The organism is Peribacillus simplex NBRC 15720 = DSM 1321 (genome assembly GCF_002243645.1).
Taxonomy (GTDB): Bacteria; Bacillota; Bacilli; order Bacillales; family DSM-1321; genus Peribacillus; species Peribacillus simplex.
On sequence record NZ_CP017704.1, the window covers coordinates 5,066,242 to 5,087,659 of the forward strand.

Here is a 21,418-nt window from a genome sequence, read left to right on the forward strand (position 1 = left end):
GAAATGTTTATCATTAACATTATAAATCATCGAATCTAAGGCTGGCGGTTCGTTCCTGTTCCTCCTTCGGACCAACGACTTTTAAACCCCTGAAGGTTTTTATTTTTTTAGAAGCATTTACCGCAACAAGTATTCTAATCTCTTATGTGTGAATTTATTTTTCTTCGAACTATCGCTAGACCTAATAATATTTGAGAGAAAAAAGCCAACAAGATGGAGAATAAGGAATCAATATAGTCTTAATAGACGCTTGTAAATAGTCTATATTTGGAAAATAGACAATAGATAAGCTGATAATGCTCATCCCTAGAAGAAAAGTCAACATACGGTAGTTCTTTAATTTCAACGTTTGATCAAGAGCGAAGATGGAGCATAAAATGATCGTCACTTTAAAATAATCCGTAATAAACTAAATAATAGAACAAATCGAGCGAAAGGAGTTTAACCTATGAAACGCAACTTTACAATGCTTATCATGCTGATTGTATTTCTATTATTCACTACGGGTTGCTGGAATCGCCGTGAATTAAATGAACTTGCTATTACGCTGGCCATAGGGTTGGATATTACAAAGAATGGACAATATCTTGTAACCGCCCAAGTAGTAAATCCAGCTGAAGTAGCTGGGAAGGGCAGTGGAGGTACCGGGAATTCACCCGTCATCATCTATCAGGCCAAAGGGAAAACCGTATTTGAAGCTTTCCGAAAAATGACAAAGGAATCCCCGAGGAAAATTTATCCTTCACATCTCCGAATACTCGTGATAGGTGAGTCATTAGCAAGAGAAGGAATTGGAAAACCGTTAGATCTTCTCTCAAGACACTGGCAAGTGCGATCAGATTTTTTTACTGTCGTAGCTAAGGGAATGAACGCAGAAGATATCCTGAAGGTACCAACTACTATAGAAAAAATACCTGCCAATAAATTGTTTAGTACCCTTGTAGTCTCAGAAAAAGAATGGGCAGGTACAAGTGCCGTTACATTAGATGAATTGATCGCGGGTATGATAAGTGACGGAAAAAAACCTGTGTTAACAGGAATCCAAGCAGATATCAAAGGTGATAAAGAAACTTCTTTGAGCAAACAGAATGTAGAAATGATTGATCCCCCTGCTCGAATAAAGTATGGAAACTTAGCTGTATTCAAAAAGGATAAATTAGTCGGTTGGTTAGATGAAAAACAAAGCAAAACGTATAACGTCATTACAAACAAGGAGAAAAGTACAGTTGTGAATATAGCGTGCCCTAAAGGCGGAAAAGCTGTGTATGAAGTGAAAAAGTCGAACACGGATTTGAAAGGTAAGATAAAGAATGGAAAACCTGAAATAGATCTAAATGTTACTGTGGAAGGCAATGTAGGTGAAGTAGAATGCCGTATCGATTTGACAAAACCAGAAACGATTGAAAAATTAGAGAAAATTTATGAAAAAGAAACGAAGGAAATGTTCAAAAAGGCAATAGAACAGGTACAAGTAAATTATAAAGTAGACATTTTTGGATTTGGTGAGGCGATTCATCGAGCTGATCCTAAAGCCTGGAAAAATCTCAAAAAAGATTGGGGTAAAAATTTTGAGAACTTACCTGTAAATATAAAGGTACAAGGAGAAATCAGACGAGTCGGTACAGTTGGTAATTCATTCCTGGAAAAAATTAAATAATTGGTTGGTTTTATACAAGGAATGGGGTTACAATAGGACAACTTAGAATGCCCACTCCAATCAATCTTGGGAGCAGCCAGTCTAAAATCCTTGTGTATTTGCTACCCAAATACGCTTCGCTCCCCCGTTAAGATTGTAGGCTACTCCCCACCATCCAGCCAACGTAGCACGGATTGAACTATAAAAAGTCAACCTTCGAATCTTGGAATGCTCCCTAGCTGGTAGGCCAGGAACAAAGTTTGGTTAGTTCCATGCCAAGAGGGTCTTTGGTTAGATGAGTCCGTCAACTCCTTAATGCTCCCGTCGCTCCGCTACCATTGACCGACGCCAAATGTAGCAGCAGTCCTAGGGCTAGAGTTTATTCTAACAAAACAAGGTCAACAATAGGGGAATAACCATTGATAGGATGTTGAATTATGGTGAAAGATATTAAAATTAGTGCTCGGCAATTTACAATATTAGTTATTTTATTTTCTATAGGCACGACCATCTTGGTGGTTCCTGGAAGTCTGGCTCAAGAGGTAAAACAAGATGCTTGGATTGCAGCTGTAATCGGTGTAGGCATAGGATTATTGCTGGTGGCTTTATGTATCTCTCTAGGCAGGATGTTCCCCACTATGACACTTGTTGAAATCAATGAAACAATTTTTGGAAAATGGTTAGGTAAGGCAGTTTCTCTTACGTTTGTTTTCTTTTCACTTTACGCCTCTACAGAACTATTGTTTTATGTTGGTAATTTCTTGACGACACAGATCATGCCGGACACCCCAATTGAAGCGATCCATATTCTTTTCGCATGCATATTAATTATGGGAATTCGCCTTGGTCTTGAAACGTTGGCTCGTACTGGAGAAATTTTATTTCCTTTCATTGTTTTTTTATTCGTAATTCTAGTGGTATCAGTATTATTATCTTCAGATCAATTGAAGTTTGAAAACATACAACCCGTATTTGAAACAGAATTAAAACCGATGATACGGGCTGTTTTTCTTTTTACAAGTGTTTTTTCTTTGCCTTTGATTATTTTATTAATGATTTTTCCTGTTTCAGTGAATCAACCAAAAGTAGCTGAAAAAAACTTTTTCATCGGAATTCTAATCGCCGGAATCAGTTTAATCATCCTTATCGCTTTAACTATTTTAATTTTAGGTGCTGAAAATAGTGCCAGACAGATGTATCCAAGTTATGCTTTGGCTAGGAAGTTAAACGTAGGTAATTTTTTGCAACGGATAGAAGCCATAATGGCCATCATATGGCTTTTCACTATTTATTTTAAAATGGCGTTATATTTGTACGCGTCCGTTATCGGTCTTGCACAAACGTTGAAAATGAACAATTATCGTCCACTCACGCTACCTTTAGTGATGATCGTGGTTTCGCTTTCCTTAATTATACATCCCAATGTCGCCCATTCAACCACATTTGACAAAGAAGTTTGGCCTCTATACGTTTCAACGTACGGACTTGTTCTTCCATTACTCTTATTAGCAGTCAACGCATTCCGGAAAAAAAATAAAAAACATTAGCGAATATGAACTGCACCCTAATTGTTAGACACATCTAACAATTGGGGTGCAGTTTCTTTATGGCCAAATTTACAGCACAACAGAAAATACAAGCCGTACAGAGATATCTTGAAGGTACAGAGGGACAGGAAAGCATAGCTAAATCTATTGGTGTTACCTCTGGAGTATTAATCACTTGGATTCGACTGTACCAATATCATGGAGAAAGTGCATTTGCTGCTGTTCCATATATTGGTTCTACCTTTTTAGAACTTGTTGTTTTTTTAATGTTTGTTCCATATAATAATCGGATACAAAATGTGGGAAAAGCCCTTTGGATAGGAACTCTTATGGGAGGGATTATGTTAACCATCATTTCGCATCACTTCAATCCTCGTTAAAAAGTTACCCACGTTGATTTTTTTGGCTAATACATAGCTAGGATGGCTATCATTTGGTTTTTGACCATCTTTTTCAAATTAACTCTTTTTTATATGAAACAGCATTAAGTCCTGCACAAACGCTGAAACTAAAAGAATATCGTTTTTTAACATTGCCTTTAGGTATGATTCTGGTTGCTTTACCCTTGTGCTCAGCCCAAATTTAATCTATCTTAAAACGTTCAATAAGGAAATATTGATTCACTATTCCCTGACATATGGGCTTTTTTTTCCACTCTAACGGGTGCTTTACTTCATTAACAGGAGCTGATCAATAGCTCCTTTATTATGCAACTAACGGGGCAGATTAGTTCAACTAAGATGAAATTACGATTTAATTAAACGTAATCTCTCTTTGATGGTTTTTTCTTTTTTATCAGCTATCGTTATCGTTTGGAAAGCTATGTTTACTGTTGTTTAATTTCTCTAATCTTCCTCTTTACAACGTATCTTTTATTTCTTCAAGTTTAAACGGTAGGAGTGGCGCCAGGTATGGGACTCCAACAGAACGTAGTTTGACCATATAGATAATTAATAGCGTTGTAACTATAATCATTCCTGTACTTCCAAAGTAATATCCAACAATTAAAAATAACATACGAAGTGTTGCTATCGCTGCCCCCAATTGTTTGGAAATAATCGGGAAACCCGATAAAAAAGTTATTGCTATGGTAATTAGACTAAATGGATGGATAATCTTAGCTGTGACTGCTGTTTCTCCGATTGCAATTGTAGCAAACAATGAGATAAGTATGATGGCACTTTGAGGAATCCTAAAAGTAACGTCAATTAAGATAGTTATCAAGCCAATAAGTATTAACATCGTCCAAAATGCAGGAAGCAGTTCATCGTTTTTTAGTAGGGATTTTGTTACTTTATCGGATATCCGTCTGCATAAAAGTTTACAAGTACCACATAAATGCTCGGTAAGTAAATGGTTAGTAAAAAACCTACAAACCTTAATAACCGATTCATTAGCCTGCCATATTTCTGATTGTATTCATCAGGTGCTTGAAATATCGACATAAATAGACCTGGTAAAATAATGGCGTATGGATTCCCATCTACAAGTACCACAACTTTTCCCTCATATAATGAATAGACTACAGCATCGGGGGGTTCTGAGTCCTCATACATTGCGAAAAGTGCAACTGACCCAACTTCAATAGCTTCTTTAATTGTCATAGCTTCCAGAACATAGTTAACGGAAATTATATCAATACGTTTTCTTACTTCCGCTAATACATTCTGGTCGACTACTTTTTTTATGTAGAGGATGGAAATTTCTGTATCAGTTAATTTTCCTACTTTCATAGACTCAACGCAAAGACTGGGTGTCTTAACCATTCCACGCAATAAGCTAATGTTAGTATTAAGGTTTTCGGTGAGTCCAACACGTGCCCCTTTTGGAGTTCGTTCACTGATTGCTTGCTCAATGTTTCTTTCTTTAAACTGTGTAGTCCCAGCTATAATTCCTAATTCAATGCCTTCAAATAGTATAACGGTTCCACCGTTTACTATGGCATCGGTTAATTCCTTATACTCTTTCACAACGAATACTTCTGCTGTTTTAATAATATTCTCTGAAACATCCTCTATGAGAGAGTTTATATTTACGGTCTCCTTCGTTGAATCTAATAGGGGTCTAATTACGTTTTCCTGCAAGCTATCTTTATTTACTACCCCATCAAGATAAATAAGGTGTACCATTCGCGAACGACCAATAAGGCATCTTCGGGAATTGATGTCAAAGACTTGCTTGAGAATTTCTCAGGGAAGCAAAATTTACCATTTTCCACCATCAACCAGGAGAATGTCGAAGAGAACATGAATATGGCAGCAAGCAAGGAAGAGTAACGGTGAAGAATAAAATGAAAAAAGGTAAGAGCACTTATTTGCTCTTACCTTTTTTTGAATAGTGCTCGTTTTAAAAGACAGGATCATTTTATCTGGTCATTTGTACTTAACATATATGCTCATCATACTCGGTTTTCAAGAAATTTAACATTTTTTGTTTTTGGTGGGAATAATGAAAACAATTAAAGTAAAAGGAAAAGTCATCAAAAAAGAGTGGATTTTTATCATCGAAGTCATATGAATTTAAAAAATCCGAGATTATTTTTTCTTGATCAACTAGGTCGAACAATCCAGATACATAAAATTGATAACTGAATTTATCATATAAAAAAAGGTATCCTGTATCATCAAAAATATTTTTAACTGTATGACCATCCAATTCTAACTCACTCCTTCCTTACCAATATACCTTTTTATTCATGAAATTATTCAGTGCTCATCTTTCAGGGAATATTATTATATTTATTGCAATGCGTTTTTTATACCTTCAATGCATTAAAGTTTGAAACAAATGCTGGTAACAAGAATCGGGAACGAAAAAAGCACATCCACTAAGGATGTGCTTTCATAAAAGTATTATTTGTACATTTCAGCCACTTGTTTTTGCAATTGGCTATTTTCAAGGTACTCATCATAACTCATTTGCTTATCGACTGTACCTTTTGGTGTAAGTTCAATGATTCGGTTCGCTACAGTTTGGATGAACTGATGATCATGAGAAGAGAAGACCATAGATCCTTTAAAGCTGATCAAACCGTTGTTTAATGCCGTAATCGACTCTAAGTCCAGATGGTTAGTAGGTTCATCAAGCATTAGGACATTAGAACCACTTAACATCATTTTAGAAAGCATACAGCGGACTTTTTCGCCCCCTGAAAGTACACTTGCCTTTTTCGTTACTTCATCGCCAGAGAATAACATTCTGCCCAAGAAACCGCGCAGGAAGCTTTCGCTCTGGTCATTAGGAGAATATTGACGGAGCCAATCAACAAGAGTTAAATCGACGCCTTCAAAGAATTCAGCATTATCTTTAGGGAAGTATGCCTGAGAGGTCGTAACGCCCCATTTGAATGAACCGCTATCCGGTTCAATTTCACCTGCCAAGATTTTGAACATTGTTGTTTTAGCAATCTCATCTTTACCGACAAATGCAATCTTGTCGCCTTTATTCATCGTGAAGCTAACGTTATCCAATATTTTTATGCCATCGATCGTTTTCGAGATTCCATCGACACGAAGCAGATCGTTCCCGATTTCACGCTCAGGTGTAAAGCCGACATATGGATAGCGGCGCGAAGAAGGCTGTATGTCATCCAAGCTGATTTTGTCCAATAATTTCTTACGGGATGTTGCTTGGCTAGATTTGGATGCATTAGCACTGAATCGAGCGATGAAATTTTGAAGCTCTTTGATTTTTTCTTCTTTTTTCTTATTGGCATCTTGAGTAAGTTTAAGGGCAAGTTGGCTTGATTCATACCAGAAGTCATAGTTCCCGATATAAACTTTGATTTTACCGAAATCAAGATCCGCAATATGTGTACAAACTTTGTTAAGGAAGTAACGGTCATGGGAAACTACGATAACAGTGTTTTCAAAGTTGATCAAGAATTCTTCCAGCCATTTGATCGCTTTTAAGTCCAAGTGGTTGGTAGGCTCATCCAGTAAAAGAACATCCGGTTTACCGAATAGTGCCTGGGCAAGTAATACTTTAACTTTGTCGCCACCGTTCAATTCAGCCATTTTCTTTGTATGCAGGTCTTCTGCAATGCCTAGGCCTTTTAAGAGGATTGAAGCTTCAGGTTCAGCTTCCCAGCCGTTTAATTCGGCAAATTCACCTTCAAGTTCGGCAGCTTTCATTCCGTCTTCGTCCGTGAAGTTTTCCTTCATATAGATAGCATCTTTTTCTTGCATGACTTCATATAATCTTTCATGTCCCATAATGACAACTTTAAGGACTTCTTCCTCTTCAAAAGCGAAGTGATCTTGTTTTAGAACGGCAAGGCGTTCGCCAGGCCCCATATGGACATCACCGGATTGAGCTTCAATTTCACCTGAAAGGATTTTTAAGAAAGTGGATTTACCTGCACCATTCGCACCAATCAGGCCATAGCAGTTACCAGGCGTGAATTTTATATTAACATCTTCAAACAGTTTACGATCTCCATAACGTAAACCAACATTATTTACTGTAATCATTTATTTACATTCCTCCAAAATACTTTTGTTTCAACGTGTACAACACTTTGTTTCATTAGTTTTACGCTGATTCACACAAACAGCAGTTTATGTCCAATAATTTTTTAAATGCCGTTCGTTAAATTGTATCTTATTTCTTAGGAAAATTAAAGGCAGATTAGCAAAAACAAACGTTTATAAGCAAAAATTACACAAGGATTTAATTTTGTTTATAAATTGTCACCGATAATGTAAGTTGTTTTTCTTGTTGAAGAAAAATATAGGCATAAAGACTCATTACGCACCAACCTTATAATTGGTAATATAGGTAACTGTAACTAACGCAACGGGAGGATCATATATGAGCGATTCAGTAGGCTTTTGGAAACGTTTTTTTGCAGGATTTTTGGATGGCATAATAGTATCTTTACCATTAGCGATAATTTTCGGGTTAATTACCGGTGATTGGGAAAATGAAAACTTTTCAACGTTTTTCGATTTTCTTTACATGCTGATTGTCCCGATATTATGGTATGGCTATACAGTGGGTAAAAGGATTATGGGAATACGCATAGTAAGGATGGACGGCAAAAAATTAGGCATAGGCACGATGCTATTGAGGTATCTAGTTGCTGCTTTGGTTTATGCCATTACATTAGGGATAGGGTTTATTGTTAGTGCATTCATGGTCGGCATAAGGAAAGATCATAGAGCGATACATGATTTCATTGCAGGTACATACGTGACATCGAATAAACCATGATTAATTGATAAGCAGTTTAATAGCTGCTTTTTTTTTATGCGAAAATACACATTCAAACCGATATGATTTTTTAAAGTAGAAAAGAATTTTGATGATTACTTTCTTCGCGGGCATATTAAGGAATTTATATTACATTGGAAACCACGTTAGAATATTTATCCATTAAAAAAGTGGCAGCTAGGAACCAAAAAGCACTTAACCTATATGGTCAAGTGCTTTGGTTATTCAAAACCTCTTTATTTTGATTAATGATGATTTTATTTCTTAAAATCATTTCCTTATTATTAAGTCCAACATTTAGTTCTTTGGTATTATTCACTTTTTCCAGCAGTGATACTACAGATATTTCCAATAATTCAGAGATAGGCATATTTGTTTTGGATGATAAAATTTCAAGTTCATGGATTAATTTAGGGGATAGCATTGGTTGTCTTTCATTTATTTCCATGACAGTACCCACTTTCATAAAAAATTATTTAATTGTAATTTAAGTATATAATGTGAGGTTCCAATAAAACATTAAATTAGCGTTATTTATGTTAAGAATTGATGTCAATTGTAGAAGAAAGGTACCTTTAAAAACAGGGCCGCTCACTGAAAAGGAATACGATAAATAAAGATGCACCCGGTATCCCAACTTTTCCAAATAAAAGATCAAGATGAATGATCGAGAGGTTGAAAATTTTCCATTTTGAAAAGTTGATATGCCTTTTTTTGCGTAGGGATAGGTGCTAGGATATGATTGGTAAGAAGATGGATGACATACCTTTATTCGGTCGGATCATTGCCGTTGCAAACGGCTTTGATGCAATGACCTCCGCTTGAGCCTACCGTAAGGGGATGTCTATGGAAAAGGCACCCGATGTTACGGAAATTCCGCCCAAAAGGTGAGGCTCTTTCATCTAGAATCACTGTTAAAAGCAAACTTAATAATAGGATAGGGAAAAAAGTCAGAAATATAGAACTTGCCAGTAGTTTAGATGCCTATAAAAACATTACTTTGTAGCTTTCCATTTTCCCCGTACAAGGTTTCTGCCCGCTTGGATAGTTCGATCATTATAGGGCGGAGGACGGCTTATACGGATAAGAAAAAGTCAATTAAAGCGTGCATCACAGACATAAATACACCAACGATCAATCTAATAGCAACAAAGTGCCTGAATTCAGCTTTTCCCAATATATAAATAAAATAAGAAGTAAGACGTTAGGTTTGGCTGCCCCTAAGTAATGCACAATCAGGGTTCGCCTGCTTGATGGGTTTGACATCTTTTTGATATACAATAAGCTCACTGCATATCATTATGAATAAAGAGAATAGTATAATTGCCATTAACATCATGCCATCGGTAAAAGTGATGTCCACTGATGAAATAGAAATATACTTCCTACACCCAGGAGGGTAATGACATTTTCCAAGATGTAATTATTATATATTCCTCTTTGGAATTTCTGAAAAGTATTCAAAAATTTTCCTCTTGAAAGCATTTTGGATGCCCTTTCATAAGCCAACATATTTTAGCCAAATCCAATCTGTAATATATGGTTTATTCTTCAAATTATATGAAATAACAGGAAAGGTAAATTTCAACTATATAATTCTACGTCTCCAGATTTGTCAAGCATTGGCTTTTCTGATAGTATAAATGTCCATTTCGTCTAAGCGTCGGCATTTTATTAAATATGATAAAAGACAAGGAAGGGGAAGTGGTTTTATTGGGAATTCACCCTGATTTTGAACAGGAACGACAGCGGCTGGATTTTACGAAACGTTATATGGATGTAGTCATCAAAACATCAGAAACAAGCAAAGATCAATTTCAGCGGAATATGCAAGAAGCTTTTGGCGATGCCGATTGGTCTGAATCAGGCTTATATTCTCAGTTGCTGACGACAGCCAACTTTTTTGAGATGTCCAAAACCGAACTTGAAAGTTTAAGCAAAGCAAGTAAAAAGCCCTACTTTGCAAGAGTGGACTTTGAAAGGAATGACAGTGATAGTGGCGAAGTCCTTTATTTCGGAAAAACATCGCTTTATCAGAGGGAAAGCCAGGAACAGATCATCGTCGATTGGCGATCACCGATTGCTAACCTTTATTATGAGGGACGGATTGGTGAAATTGAATATGAAGCGGAAGGGGAAAAATTCAGCGGGAACATCACTTTAAAAAGACAGCTTATGATAGAAGAAGGTGTCTTGGAGGAGATAAGGGACATTGATTTGACAACAACGGATGAATTGTTGCAGGAATCCCTATCTAAAAGTTCCAGCAATCGATTGACGGATATCATTACCACGATCCAGGAAGAACAAAATAAAATCATTCGTGCAGATTTGAATAAACCGATCATTGTCCAGGGCGCAGCGGGCAGTGGTAAAACTACAATTGCTTTACATAGGATCTCTTATTTCATTTATCACTATAAAGACTTGTTCGATCCCCGACAATTAATGATTCTTGCTCCTAGCCGGGTTTTCATTGATTACATATCTGAAGCTTTACCTGAATTGGGTGTTGAAAAAGTAAAACAATTCACATTTTCCGAATATGTTCAGGCAGCGATAGGAAAGCAAGTGAAGCTTGTAGCGGATGATAAATTAACTCGATTGCTGGAAAATGATGATGAAGAAATTAATTCAGCCGTCTGGATATCAGGTCTGAAGGGGTCCCCTGCATTTAAGTGTATATTGGACGAATATGTAAAGGATATTTTCAGGGGTTTTCATCCGGATGCTGATTTTTATTGTGATAAATATCGCCTCTATTCCGCTAAGAAGTTCATTAGGTTACTGGAAGAGGATTATTGGTATTTACCGTTATACAGCAGGCTGGACAAACTGAAGGCTATTTTACAAAATGAAGTGAAATTGAAAAAGAAAACAATGCTTGAACGCGTTGTTGATTTTTATGAGGCCAAAATTGAGAAGGCTCTCTATAAAAATATCGATCCAGACATACGTAAGGAATTTGTTACAAAATGCCTCGATAAAAAAGAGGAAAGGATAGGACAGATCAAAAAGGCAATCCGTTCTTCTGTAAAAGGCTATTTTAAGCAATTCAAAAGTAAAGATCTCCTGGATTACTATCAGGAATTATACCAAGATTCAGAACGTCTCGCCTCTTACAGCAACGGTAAACTAAATGTCGAAGATGCCAGAGTTTTATGTGAGTATAACCATAAATTATTTACGGCTAAAAGTTATGAGATGGAGGACTTAGGAGCATTATTATATCTTCAGGAGCGGCTTTTTGGTGTCGATAAAGAAAACAAAGCAAAAAATGTCGTCATTGATGAGGCACAGGATTATAGCTTCATGCAGTTACAGGCACTCAAGACGGCAGTTGATACTGATATGTTCACACTTGTAGGCGATCTTGCACAAGGCATCCATTCATACCGCGGACTTCAAACATGGGAAGAGGTTCACAGTCGTATTTTCCCTCGGGCGACGTATACTGAATTACAAAAAAGCTACAGAACAACTGTTGAAATAATGAAAAGAGCTAATGAGATACTTCAGTTGTTAACATACGATTTCCCGGAAGTTGAACCTGTAGTCCGTCATGGCAAGGATCCAGAATTCATTTCCATTGAAAAGGAAGGTTGGGAAGAAGGGCTGATCGAACTTATCGCAAGCCTTAAAGGAGAAGGTTTTAAAACGTTTGCCGTTATTGCCAAAACGATGAAAGATTGCAAACTGGCAAACGAGAAACTAAGTGGACTTCATAAAGGCTTTCATTTAATAGATGAAGCGGGAAACATTCCTAAAGATAAAACGTTGATTGTTCCTTCTTATCAAGCCAAAGGTCTCGAATTCGATGTCGTATTTGCAATATCCCTTGAAGAAGCATATTGCCATGGAAATGAGCTTGATATCAAACTGCTGTACGTAACAATGACAAGGCCATTGCACCGGCTTTATTTTTTAGGTAATGAGAAAAATGCTTTCCTTATTGATGCATGAGGGGGGATGGGTGGAATGTAACCACCCTCCGGGATACACTCATAAATACAAAAGAACATCCTGGATATCTTCCCACCCGAAACCGACTTCGATGAGCTCGATGCCTGCCATTTTAACGGTTTTTTCAGCTATCACTTGACCGCCAAGGGCTCTGTAAAAACCGCATGAAGGATTATCCTTTAATGCCCAGATTATTAAATTCTTATGTTCCATTTTCATAAGCTCATGTATGACCGCTTTTATCATTTTTCGGCCGAATCCCTGTCTTTGATATTCTTTTAAAAAATAAATGGCGTATACTTCACCTTGAATATGCGAATCATTCGTTTGTTCAGGTCCGCCGGCAGCGAAACCGATGATCTCCCCATTGTCGTTTTCCGCTACATAGGTGGCATTATGCAGCATCTTTAAATTCCTTAGCCAGTTTTTCTTTTTGGCTTCCGGATTCAAGGAAAACAAATATTGATCCGGGAGGATTCCTTTATAAGTCGTTTTCCAGCTGTTTATATGTACATTTGCAATTCCATTTACATCTTCCTCCATAGCTTTCCTTATCTTCATAAAAACACCTTCTGGTTTTCGTATTTTTCCTTAGAATATCATGGAAAAAGTGAATAAGCATTTAATTTATGTTTATAACTGCATGAGAAAGGATAAGAATTAAAAGAGTGATTCAACCAGATGAAGGGAAGGATGAGAAAGATGAAATTGAAAGTTGGTTTTTATTTTCCGGGCGGCAAAGAAATAGAGCATGAGGTAGAAGGCGATGACTCAACTCAAATGATTTCAAATATTCAAAAGCACCGTTATTATAATTTAGTTAAAGGCGATTGCCACTATGTCGTAGATACGGAAAAAGCAGCGTATTTTTCTGTAACGGAAATATTGGATTGAGAATAAACCGCATTGGACTTTTACTCCATTGCGGTTTATTCTTTTTGTTGTAAAGAAACCGGAAAAGGAGTATCGACAATGAAAATCAATTTTACCAAGAAACAGTATGAAACATTATTTAAAATGGTTCAGTACGGATATTGGGTTGCTTCTGATACTGAAGATAATAAAGAATTCAGTGAGATGGAACAGTATCTCAATTCCTTTGCCAAAGATTTCGGCATGGAGGGAGTACAGTTTGTGAAGGAATATGAAATTTATGATTTGAGCAGGGAGTTGGAGGATCAACTTCATGAAGTCATAGATGAGTATGAAGAAGGAGTGTTCAGGGATAAGCTTGCCTATCATATGGCTAGAAAAGAGTTTGCCGAGGAGTCGGTAAACCATGAATACAATCAGGAGGAAGCGTTCAAACGTATCATGGAGCTCGAAGAAAAATATCATCTTCATATTGAAGAACACGGATTAGTGAAATTGAAAATAGAAGAATAAAAAGAGATAGGACTAATCTGTCCTATCTCCAGTTTCTCGACAAAATGTTCACAATGGTCTCAATCCGTTTTACTATTTTTTCGAGGGAATGATTATCATAATATTAAAACAAGACTTGGTTATACTCCATGATTTTTCCTGGTTTATATGGGATGAAACCTCACTAGATCAAAGAAATTTGCGACACTCCTGCCGAATTACTGGTTAGCCGAGACCCCACAGACGCTTGCGGCGAGCAGGCTTGGCAGACAGTCGGCGGAAAGGGAGCGGATTTCTGAAATCAACTGGAACGTTTATTAAATAAAACTGCAGGCAAAATCGCTTTTCTTCGAATTTGCTACAGTCTGGAGAGGGCATAAACTTGTCCTCTCTCTTCTTATTTCTGTAAAATGAAAATTCCAAGTTCATTACGAGTGGGCATAGCCTATTTCGCAGAAGTTTTATTCACCAGGATTATGGCCTAATTTTTCAACTGTGTATTGGAAAAATGCAATTAAGTCATTTTGTGACGGAAAACCTGCTTGTGCAGTCTGTTCTTTCCCTCCGCCTTTCCCATTATACGAACTTAGTTCCGCTTTAAAATATTGTCCGCAATGAAAGGGGATGGCCCCACTGTGTGAAAGGATGACCTTTTGCTCCTTACGTGATGCTAATAGAACTGTAACCTTTTCCTTTTTTACAATCGTACCTGCAAGGTAAAGCAGTTCTTTCATTGAACTATCTTCGAAAATATGAGAGATGAATCCCCCTCCATTTTCTGCAAGCAGGGAGTCAGCAAGAAAATTTGCATTTTCAAGTTTTAAGTTTTCGTTTGCCGATAGCAGCTGCTTATAGTCATTTTCCAGTTTCTCCACCCTATTCAGTATCTCTGTACGTCCGGTATTGAACATATTCGATAATGCTGAAAGAATTCCTAGACTTTCGGAATAATCGTTCAATGCCCTGAAGCCGCACTTAAAATAGAGACGGGTATGTTCTTTCTGCTTCTCCGCTTTGAAAATTTTTATTAAGCCAATCTCACCGGTACGCCCTACATGGGTTCCACCGCAAGGGTTATATTCAATCCCTTCTATCTCAACAATACGGATATTCTCTGAAACTTTAGGCATTTTGACGACAGGAAGTGTCTGTAATTGCTCGTTTGTCACGTAATAGATAAGTATTTCGCGATTCTCAATGATATATTGATTAACTAGCTTTTCAACAGCATCCGTATGTACTTCAGTCCATTGAAATCCTGACATTATATCGATCGTTAAATATTCCTTTCCAAGGTGAAAGCTGACGGTATTAGAGTCGAACAGTTCCCTGCAAACAGCAGAGAGTAAATGCTGGCCGCTATGCTGTTGCATATGATCGAAGCGGCGGGACCAATCAAGTTCACAGTGAACGATCTCTGAATCTGGCCGTCTCTCTGTCTTATGAAGAATCTTTCCATCATTGCCTTTTATAACGTCAAGAACGGTGATTCCTTCTATTTTACCAGTATCTGCAGGCTGGCCGCCCCCTTCGGGATAAAAAGCGGTTTCTTCAAGAGTGATGTAGTAAAAGCCATTTTCCTCAAAGGTCTCCCGAATTTTGGTATCCCATTGGGAAGTCCTGGTGGACGTGTAATACAATTTTTTAGTCATGGATGATTTCTATTTCCTTTCAGTTGATCATTAAATTATATCACCGAAATACCTGAGTTTGAAATTGAGGGTTTAGATGAATAGTCAGGTAAATAAGTAAACTTTATGAAAATTTTTAAATAAATTGTGCAAGATGACACTATTCTATTTATAGACTTACCCTTATGATGTCATTGGTAAAATCGATAGGAATAGGATAACCGTAGTATCATTTAGGGAAGAAAGGGTTAAGTGATAAGAAGTGAATCTTGTAAATATGGAAAAATACAAAATTTCTGATTGGCTAGAACTGGACGATCCTGAGGGAATTAAAAGGATCCACTGACTTGAATGAGATTCCCGTTTTTGTATCGACCGCACTTGACAAAAGGGAGAAGGGAATTTCCTTGGGAGCAAAGGATTATTTAGTTAAACCGTATAAACCGAGCCAATTATCCAAAGTGATCATGCATACCTTGTTAAGTAATGGTAAACAAGTGCAGTTTCTGGTGCCGCAGGCATTCCATGAAGAAAACAAGGATTAAAAATAAAAAACCGTAATAGGTATACAGAACAACAAAAAAATGATAAATTCAAATATGTTGGAAAAATAAATAATTGGGTACAATTGTAGGTAAAGGTAAGTTACAGGAGGATTTTTATACATGCAAAAAATTCAGGCCGGCATGGCTGTAGAGTTAGAAGTGGAACGTAAGGCTGATTTCGGATGGTTTTTAACGGATGGTTCAGAAGATGTCTTACTTCATCATAATGAAATGAGTGAAGGAACGGAACTTGAGCTTGGCGATGAAGTAACTGTGTTCATTTACCATGACAAACAAGCAAGGCTAACAGCGACAATGAAGATACCCGAAATTCAGATTGATCAGTATGGCTGGGCGGAAGTTGTCAATGTGAAAAGAAAACTGGGTGTTTTTGTGGACATCGGTCTTTCCAAAGATATTCTTGTATCCCTGGACGACCTTCCGAATATTGATCGTTTATGGCCTGAGGTTGGTGATCGTCTATTTGTATCTCTTAAGACAGATCGTAATGACCGCCTGTTTGGTAAACTTGCAACGGAAGATGTAATTCAGGAGATTGCAGTGCCAGCTCCTTTAAAAGGAGTACGAAACACCAGTATTAAGGGAAATGTCTATCGTTTGCTTATGGTTGGGTCTTTCTTTATTTCACAAGAAGGATACCGCTGTTTCATTCACGAAAGTGAACGCAAGGAAGAGCCCCGTCTTGGTGAATTAGTTGAAGGGCGCGTCATTGATAGTAAAGAAGATGGAACTCTTAACGTTTCTTTAATCCCCTTTAAACAAGATTTAATGGGGGAAGATGCTGATGTCATTTTCACTTATTTAATGAATCGCGGCGGTGCAATGCCTTATGGCGACAAAACGCCACCTGATGATATCAAGTTTCACTTCGGTTTAAGCAAGGGAGCGTTCAAGCGTGCTCTCGGTAAACTGATGAAGGAAGAAAAGATTTACCAGGAAGATGGATGGACATATTCTTCAGACCGTAAATGAAAAAGGCAGCGGATTTTCTCCGCTGCTTTTTTTATGTGAATTTCATTAAAAAAACTTCTTTTTACCTTTTTCTTCTTTTAAAATCTCCACAGCTTCTCTGAACCGCATCGAATGGATAATTTCCCTCTCACGCAAAAACCTGAGTGAATCATTGATATCAGGATCATCCGAGATGTCGATCAACCACTGATAGGTTGCTCTGGCCTTCTCTTCAGCGGCTATGTCTTCATATAAATCTGCAATGGGATCGCCTTTGGCTTGGATATATGTGGCAGTAAATGGATTTCCTGCTGCGTCATGATAAAAAAGGGCACTATCATGATTGGCATAATGGTCACCTAGGCCAGCTGCAGCCATCTGCTGAGGGGTGGCGTCTTTTGTAAGCTTATAAATCATCGTGGCGATCATTTCCAGATGGGCAAATTCTTCCGTTCCGATATCCGTAAGCAGGCCAATCACTTTATCAGGAATTGTATATCGTTGATTTAAGTATCGGAGTGCTGCAGCCAACTCGCCATCAGCACCCCCGTATTGTTCTATTAAATATTTTGCCAATCGAGGATTACAGTCTCTTACTTTAACTGGGTATTGCAGCTTCTTTTCATAAACCCACATAGATATCTCTCCTTATACCTGCCATGGCCAAGGGCCTTGGCCCCATTCCCATTTATTTTCACCGCCCGGACTGTTTCCAAAACCCAATAATGGACCATATTTAGGCTCAAAAACCGATTTCAATTGTTTGGAGTATTCATGAAATTGATTGAATTGCTGTAATGCTTGCTGATCATTAGGATGTGTATCCAAATAAAGAGTCAACTCGACAAGTACGAAATCCGCAGCCTGTATTTGTTCAAGCAACTGATAATATTCATCATCCAGTTTCTTATTCATTTATGTCTCCCTTTCCCGATATGGATTATCATAAAAATCATAAAAGAATTTCCAAAGTGTACCGTATTTCAAAGCTTCCTCCGGTGTGAACTGCTCCAAATTCGGCGGTTGAAAATTAATATATAGATTAGGAGGTGTCCTGTAGTACTTTCTCCCAATCGGCGGGCACGGATCGAATTTACTATGAAAAGGTTTATATGACTTAACTAAGGTAAAAGTCTTTTCGCGAGTCACAAAAATGCCTCCTTTGTAAAGATATAGCCTTTAATTTTTATGCCTGGGTAATGCATAATATGACTTCCTTGGTCTGGAAAGGAAATTATCTGGAAAATGATGTTTTTTCAGAATATTATAAAATCTTGTTATAGTCCCGTTATCTTACTGTGATGTTTGTCATCTATTCTTTATCTGTTTGTTCTTTGTATAGAAAAAAACTATGTTAAGATTTAACTCGTAGCTTATAAAGCAGCTCACAAGGAGGTAACAACATATGAAAAAATCAATCTTATCGTTAGCGGCAGCGGCTGCAATATCCGGTGCATTCACAATCCCGGTACAAGCAGAAGATGTCAAAGTGAAAGATGGAGACACATTATGGGGGATATCTCAAACATATAAAGTATCAATAGAAGATATTAAGTCTTGGAATGAATTGTCTTCAGACGCGATTTATGTCGGGGAAACTATACATATTTCTCAAGAAAAGCATTATAAAGTCAAGTCAGGGGACACATTATCGGACATTGCAGACAAATATGATGTAGCTGTAAATGAAATTAAATCTTGGAACGGTTTAAATTCAGATACTATCCATCCGAAACAGGAACTAATCATTAAACCAGCTGCTAACAAAGTCGAAGCGGCGAGTGTAGGGCCTGCGAAGAAATCTGAACAAGCTGCACCAGTTGAACAATCAAAACCAGTTGAACAATCAAAACCAGTTGAACAATCGGAACCAGCAGACACAAACAATGAATCCCAAGATCAAGCAGAATCTGGAAAAGAGATTACTGTTAGTGCAACCGCCTATACGGCTGATTGTCAAGGCTGCAGCGGAACAACAGCCACAGGAGTGGACTTGAAAGCTAATCCTGATGCAAAAGTGATTGCCGTGGACCCTTCAGTCATTCCACTAGGATCAAAAGTTTATGTTGAAGGTTATGGCTACGCAACGGCAGCCGATACAGGCAGTGCCATCAAAGGAAATAGAGTGGACATATTTGTTCCAAACGAACAGGATGCCGTGAATTGGGGCGTTAAAAACGTTAAAGTGCAAATCCTGAATTAATTTAACCATGCAAAACATGTTTATATATTGAAAAAAGTAGACACAGAGATTTAATGTGTCTACTTTTTTGTCCTTTTGGTTCACGGGAAAAGCAGGTACAATGAAAGTAATAGATCCTTATAAATCCTTACAAGGTAAATAGGAGGAGTAGTGAATTGATGGAAAAAGCACGTGAGTATTTACAAGAATATTTTGGTTATGAGTCATTCCGAAAAGGTCAGGAACAGATTATCGAACAGGTATTGGGAGGAATAAACACAGCGGGAATAATGCCTACTGGCGGTGGTAAATCAATATGTTACCAAATTCCAGCCCTTCTGTTACCAGGTGTAACACTCGTGATATCCCCACTTATTTCCTTGATGAAGGACCAAGTAGATGCCCTCGAACAAAATGGGATTGATGCCACATTTCTTAATAGCTCCATTTCTGGGTTAGAATCATCCAATAGAATGAACGATATTAAGCACGGTAGATATAAGTTGGTTTATGTGGCACCTGAACGTTTGGAAAATCCTGCATTTCAACAGGATCTATTTAATGTGGAAATTTCATTGGTTGCCATTGATGAGGCCCACTGTATATCTCAATGGGGACATGACTTCAGACCAAGCTACTTGAAAATCAAAACCTTATTGAAAAACATGCCATCAGCTCCGGCTGTACTGGCATTAACGGCAACAGCCACACCTCATGTGACCGATGATATATGTCAGTCGCTCGGAATATCAAAGCAGCATACAATATCAACGGGATTTTCCAGAGATAATCTGTTCTTTTCCGTTGTGAAAGAAGAAAATCGCGGACGGTTTTTAATGCGCTATTTAGAGAAAAACAAAAATGAATCGGGTATCATATATGCAGCCACTAGGAAAGAAGTCGATTCCTTGTATGAAAAGCTTGTTAAAGCCGGATTCAAAACAGGTCGATACCATGCTGGCATGAATGAACAAGACCGTTCGAAACAGCAAGACCAATTCATTCGTGATGACGTTCCCTTGATGGTAGCGACATCTGCCTTTGGGATGGGAATCGATAAGTCGAATGTTAGATACGTCATCCATTACCAAACCCCAAAGAACATGGAGAGTTATTATCAGGAAGCGGGCCGTGCAGGGAGGGATGGTTTGGATAGTGAATGTATCCTCTTATATTCCCCTCAGGATATGCAGATACAGCGTTTCTTGATTGATCAATCAAATCCCTCGCAGGAGTGGCAATCCCAGGAATTGAAAAAATTGAACAGAATGAAGGATTATTGTTTTACCGAGGGGTGCTTGCAAGCCTTCATTCTTCGATACTTTGGAGAAGAAAACCCTGAAAATTGCGGTCATTGCGAAAATTGTACAGATAAACGTGACTCTGTTGAAGTGACCACACAGGCACAGATGGTCCTGTCATGCATGTTACGGATGGGTGAGCGATTCGGTAAAACGATGATATCCCAAGTGCTTACGGGATCACGCAATAAGAAAATTGAAGAGTTCGGATTCCAGAAGCTTTCAACCTATGGAATCATCAATGATCAATCTGCGAAAGATGTAGGTGATTTCATTGATTTCCTGACAGCGAAACAGTACATCGAAATGACGGGCGGCCAGTTTCCGGTCCTTAAGGTTACCAATGCTGGCAGGGAAGTGCTTTTGGGACAGAAAAAAGTTCTGCGTAAGGAAATAAAAAAAGTAAGCAGCATCAGTGCGGATCATGGGTTGTTCGAAGAGTTGAGACAGTTAAGAAAAGAATTGGCAAGTAAGGAAAATGTACCTCCATTCATTATTTTTTCCGATGCATCTTTGAAAGATATGGCCCTCAAACTGCCGAGGACGGAAGAGGAATTCCTGGAAGTTAAAGGTGTAGGCATGCAGAAATTCGAACGCTTCGGATCTATGTTCTTACAGGGGATTTCCCAGTATGTACAGGCACATCCTGAATTAGAAACGAATACTATGGTTACAAAGGAAACGGTAAAGCGAGCTAATAAATCATCTCACTTAGAAAGCTATCGCTTATATCAGGAAGGCAAATCAATCAAGGAAATTGGGACATTGAGAGGGCTGTCTTCCATTTCAATTGAAAATCATTTATTAAAGTGTGCAGAAGAACACTTGGATATCAAATGGGAAGAGATTTTCTTGGATAAAGAGTATGATCTTGTTTTGGAAACTGCGAAACAATTGGATTCTGAAAAATTGAAACCACTAAAAGAAGTACTGCCTGAGCATATTTCCTACTTCATGATTAAAGCGATCTTGGTTAAAGCAGGGTTGGAAAACGAAAGGTGTTAAGGTTTTTTGGTTAATTTCTTCATTGAATAAATAAGAATTTGGTTTAATGCGTATACT

20 protein-coding genes and 1 pseudogene are annotated in these 21,418 nt (G+C 37.8%); 12 read left to right on the top strand and 9 right to left on the bottom strand.

Features of this window, described 5'->3' with window-relative positions:
* The first annotated feature begins 448 nt into the window (after positions 1–448).
* The 3 genes and pseudogenes from BS1321_RS24525 to BS1321_RS28310 form a co-directional block, all read left to right on the top strand.
* Positions 449–1,657, top strand: coding sequence for a Ger(x)C family spore germination protein (locus BS1321_RS24525; RefSeq protein ID WP_063234459.1), 1,209 nt, complete (start codon positions 449–451; stop codon positions 1,655–1,657).
* 416 nt (positions 1,658–2,073) lie between these two features.
* Complete coding sequence (locus BS1321_RS24530) at positions 2,074–3,183, top strand: GerAB/ArcD/ProY family transporter (RefSeq protein ID WP_063234460.1); 1,110 nt, start codon at positions 2,074–2,076, stop codon at positions 3,181–3,183.
* Positions 3,184–3,242: 59 nt separating this feature from the next.
* A pseudogene (locus BS1321_RS28310) lies at positions 3,243–3,398 on the top strand (transposase); the annotation flags it as partial.
* Positions 3,399–4,041: 643 nt separating this feature from the next.
* Here the strand turns inward: BS1321_RS28310 and BS1321_RS28630 are convergent.
* Complete coding sequence (locus tag BS1321_RS28630; protein WP_063234461.1) at positions 4,042–4,425, bottom strand: spore germination protein; 384 nt, start codon at positions 4,423–4,425, stop codon at positions 4,042–4,044.
* 47 nt (positions 4,426–4,472) lie between these two features.
* Positions 4,473–5,312 (bottom strand): spore germination protein, encoded by an 840-nt coding sequence (locus BS1321_RS24545; protein ID WP_063234462.1) that lies wholly within the window; start codon positions 5,310–5,312, stop codon positions 4,473–4,475.
* Between BS1321_RS24545 and BS1321_RS27690 the strand changes: the two genes are divergently transcribed.
* Complete coding sequence (locus tag BS1321_RS27690; protein WP_155726492.1) at positions 5,304–5,459, top strand: hypothetical protein; 156 nt, start codon at positions 5,304–5,306, stop codon at positions 5,457–5,459. The genes BS1321_RS24545 and BS1321_RS27690 overlap by 9 nt on opposite strands.
* A 576-nt stretch (positions 5,460–6,035) precedes the next feature.
* On the opposite strand, the gene BS1321_RS24555 is transcribed toward BS1321_RS27690, so the two are convergent.
* Positions 6,036–7,655, bottom strand: coding sequence for an ABC-F family ATP-binding cassette domain-containing protein (locus BS1321_RS24555; protein WP_063234464.1), 1,620 nt, complete (start codon positions 7,653–7,655; stop codon positions 6,036–6,038).
* 340 nt (positions 7,656–7,995) lie between these two features.
* Between BS1321_RS24555 and BS1321_RS24560 the strand changes: the two genes are divergently transcribed.
* Positions 7,996–8,397: an RDD family protein gene (locus BS1321_RS24560; RefSeq protein WP_063234465.1), complete on the top strand. Its 402-nt coding sequence runs from the start codon at positions 7,996–7,998 to the stop codon at positions 8,395–8,397.
* A 208-nt stretch (positions 8,398–8,605) separates the two neighbouring features.
* Here BS1321_RS24560 and BS1321_RS24565 read toward each other — a convergent pair whose 3' ends face one another.
* On the bottom strand, positions 8,606–8,845 hold the full coding sequence (locus tag BS1321_RS24565; protein WP_063234466.1) for a hypothetical protein: 240 nt from the start codon (positions 8,843–8,845) through the stop codon (positions 8,606–8,608).
* A gap of 1,256 nt (positions 8,846–10,101) precedes the next feature.
* On the opposite strand from BS1321_RS24565, the gene BS1321_RS24570 reads away from it, so the two are divergent.
* On the top strand, positions 10,102–12,360 hold the full coding sequence (locus BS1321_RS24570) for a HelD family protein (RefSeq protein WP_232522733.1): 2,259 nt from the start codon (positions 10,102–10,104) through the stop codon (positions 12,358–12,360).
* Between the two features lie 39 nt (positions 12,361–12,399).
* Here BS1321_RS24570 and BS1321_RS24575 read toward each other — a convergent pair whose 3' ends face one another.
* Positions 12,400–12,921 carry a GNAT family N-acetyltransferase gene (locus tag BS1321_RS24575; RefSeq protein ID WP_063234468.1) on the bottom strand — a complete coding sequence of 174 codons (522 nt, stop codon included), beginning with the start codon at positions 12,919–12,921 and terminating at the stop codon, positions 12,400–12,402.
* 141 nt (positions 12,922–13,062) lie between these two features.
* Here BS1321_RS24575 and BS1321_RS24580 point away from each other — a divergent pair, with 141 nt between their 5' ends.
* Positions 13,063–13,254, top strand: a complete 192-nt coding sequence (locus tag BS1321_RS24580; RefSeq protein WP_063234469.1) for a hypothetical protein — start codon at positions 13,063–13,065, stop codon at positions 13,252–13,254.
* A 78-nt stretch (positions 13,255–13,332) separates the two neighbouring features.
* Complete coding sequence (locus tag BS1321_RS24585; protein ID WP_063234470.1) at positions 13,333–13,746, top strand: hypothetical protein; 414 nt, start codon at positions 13,333–13,335, stop codon at positions 13,744–13,746.
* A 440-nt stretch (positions 13,747–14,186) separates the two neighbouring features.
* Here the strand turns inward: BS1321_RS24585 and BS1321_RS24590 are convergent, their stop codons facing one another.
* The gene (locus tag BS1321_RS24590; protein WP_063234471.1) at positions 14,187–15,377 is read right to left on the bottom strand and encodes an alanyl-tRNA editing protein; all 1,191 of its coding nucleotides are present in this window, start codon (positions 15,375–15,377) and stop codon (positions 14,187–14,189) included.
* Between the two features lie 326 nt (positions 15,378–15,703).
* Here BS1321_RS24590 and BS1321_RS24595 point away from each other — a divergent pair, with 326 nt between their 5' ends.
* Both BS1321_RS24595 and BS1321_RS24600 read left to right on the top strand, forming a co-directional pair.
* Positions 15,704–15,901, top strand: coding sequence for a hypothetical protein (locus BS1321_RS24595; protein WP_063234472.1), 198 nt, complete (start codon positions 15,704–15,706; stop codon positions 15,899–15,901).
* A gap of 120 nt (positions 15,902–16,021) precedes the next feature.
* A complete protein-coding gene (locus BS1321_RS24600) occupies positions 16,022–16,894 on the top strand; it encodes a CvfB family protein (RefSeq protein WP_063234473.1) in 873 nt (290 codons plus the stop codon).
* A 45-nt stretch (positions 16,895–16,939) separates the two neighbouring features.
* On the opposite strand, the gene cotJC is transcribed toward BS1321_RS24600, so the two are convergent.
* Genes cotJC through BS1321_RS24615 form a run of 3 tightly spaced genes read right to left on the bottom strand, consistent with a single transcriptional unit; the run spans position 16,940 to position 18,022 of the window.
* Positions 16,940–17,509, bottom strand: a complete 570-nt coding sequence (gene cotJC / locus BS1321_RS24605; RefSeq protein WP_034307306.1) for a spore coat protein CotJC — start codon at positions 17,507–17,509, stop codon at positions 16,940–16,942.
* A gap of 12 nt (positions 17,510–17,521) precedes the next feature.
* Positions 17,522–17,788, bottom strand: coding sequence for a spore coat protein CotJB (locus BS1321_RS24610; RefSeq protein WP_063234474.1), 267 nt, complete (start codon positions 17,786–17,788; stop codon positions 17,522–17,524).
* The gene (locus BS1321_RS24615; RefSeq protein ID WP_063234475.1) at positions 17,789–18,022 is read right to left on the bottom strand and encodes a spore coat associated protein CotJA; all 234 of its coding nucleotides are present in this window, start codon (positions 18,020–18,022) and stop codon (positions 17,789–17,791) included.
* A gap of 256 nt (positions 18,023–18,278) precedes the next feature.
* Here BS1321_RS24615 and BS1321_RS24620 point away from each other — a divergent pair, with 256 nt between their 5' ends.
* Positions 18,279–19,076, top strand: coding sequence for a 3D domain-containing protein (locus BS1321_RS24620; RefSeq protein ID WP_063234476.1), 798 nt, complete (start codon positions 18,279–18,281; stop codon positions 19,074–19,076).
* Between the two features lie 155 nt (positions 19,077–19,231).
* Complete coding sequence (recQ, locus tag BS1321_RS24625; protein ID WP_094246661.1) at positions 19,232–21,361, top strand: DNA helicase RecQ; 2,130 nt, start codon at positions 19,232–19,234, stop codon at positions 21,359–21,361.
* Positions 21,362–21,418 lie beyond the last annotated feature (57 nt).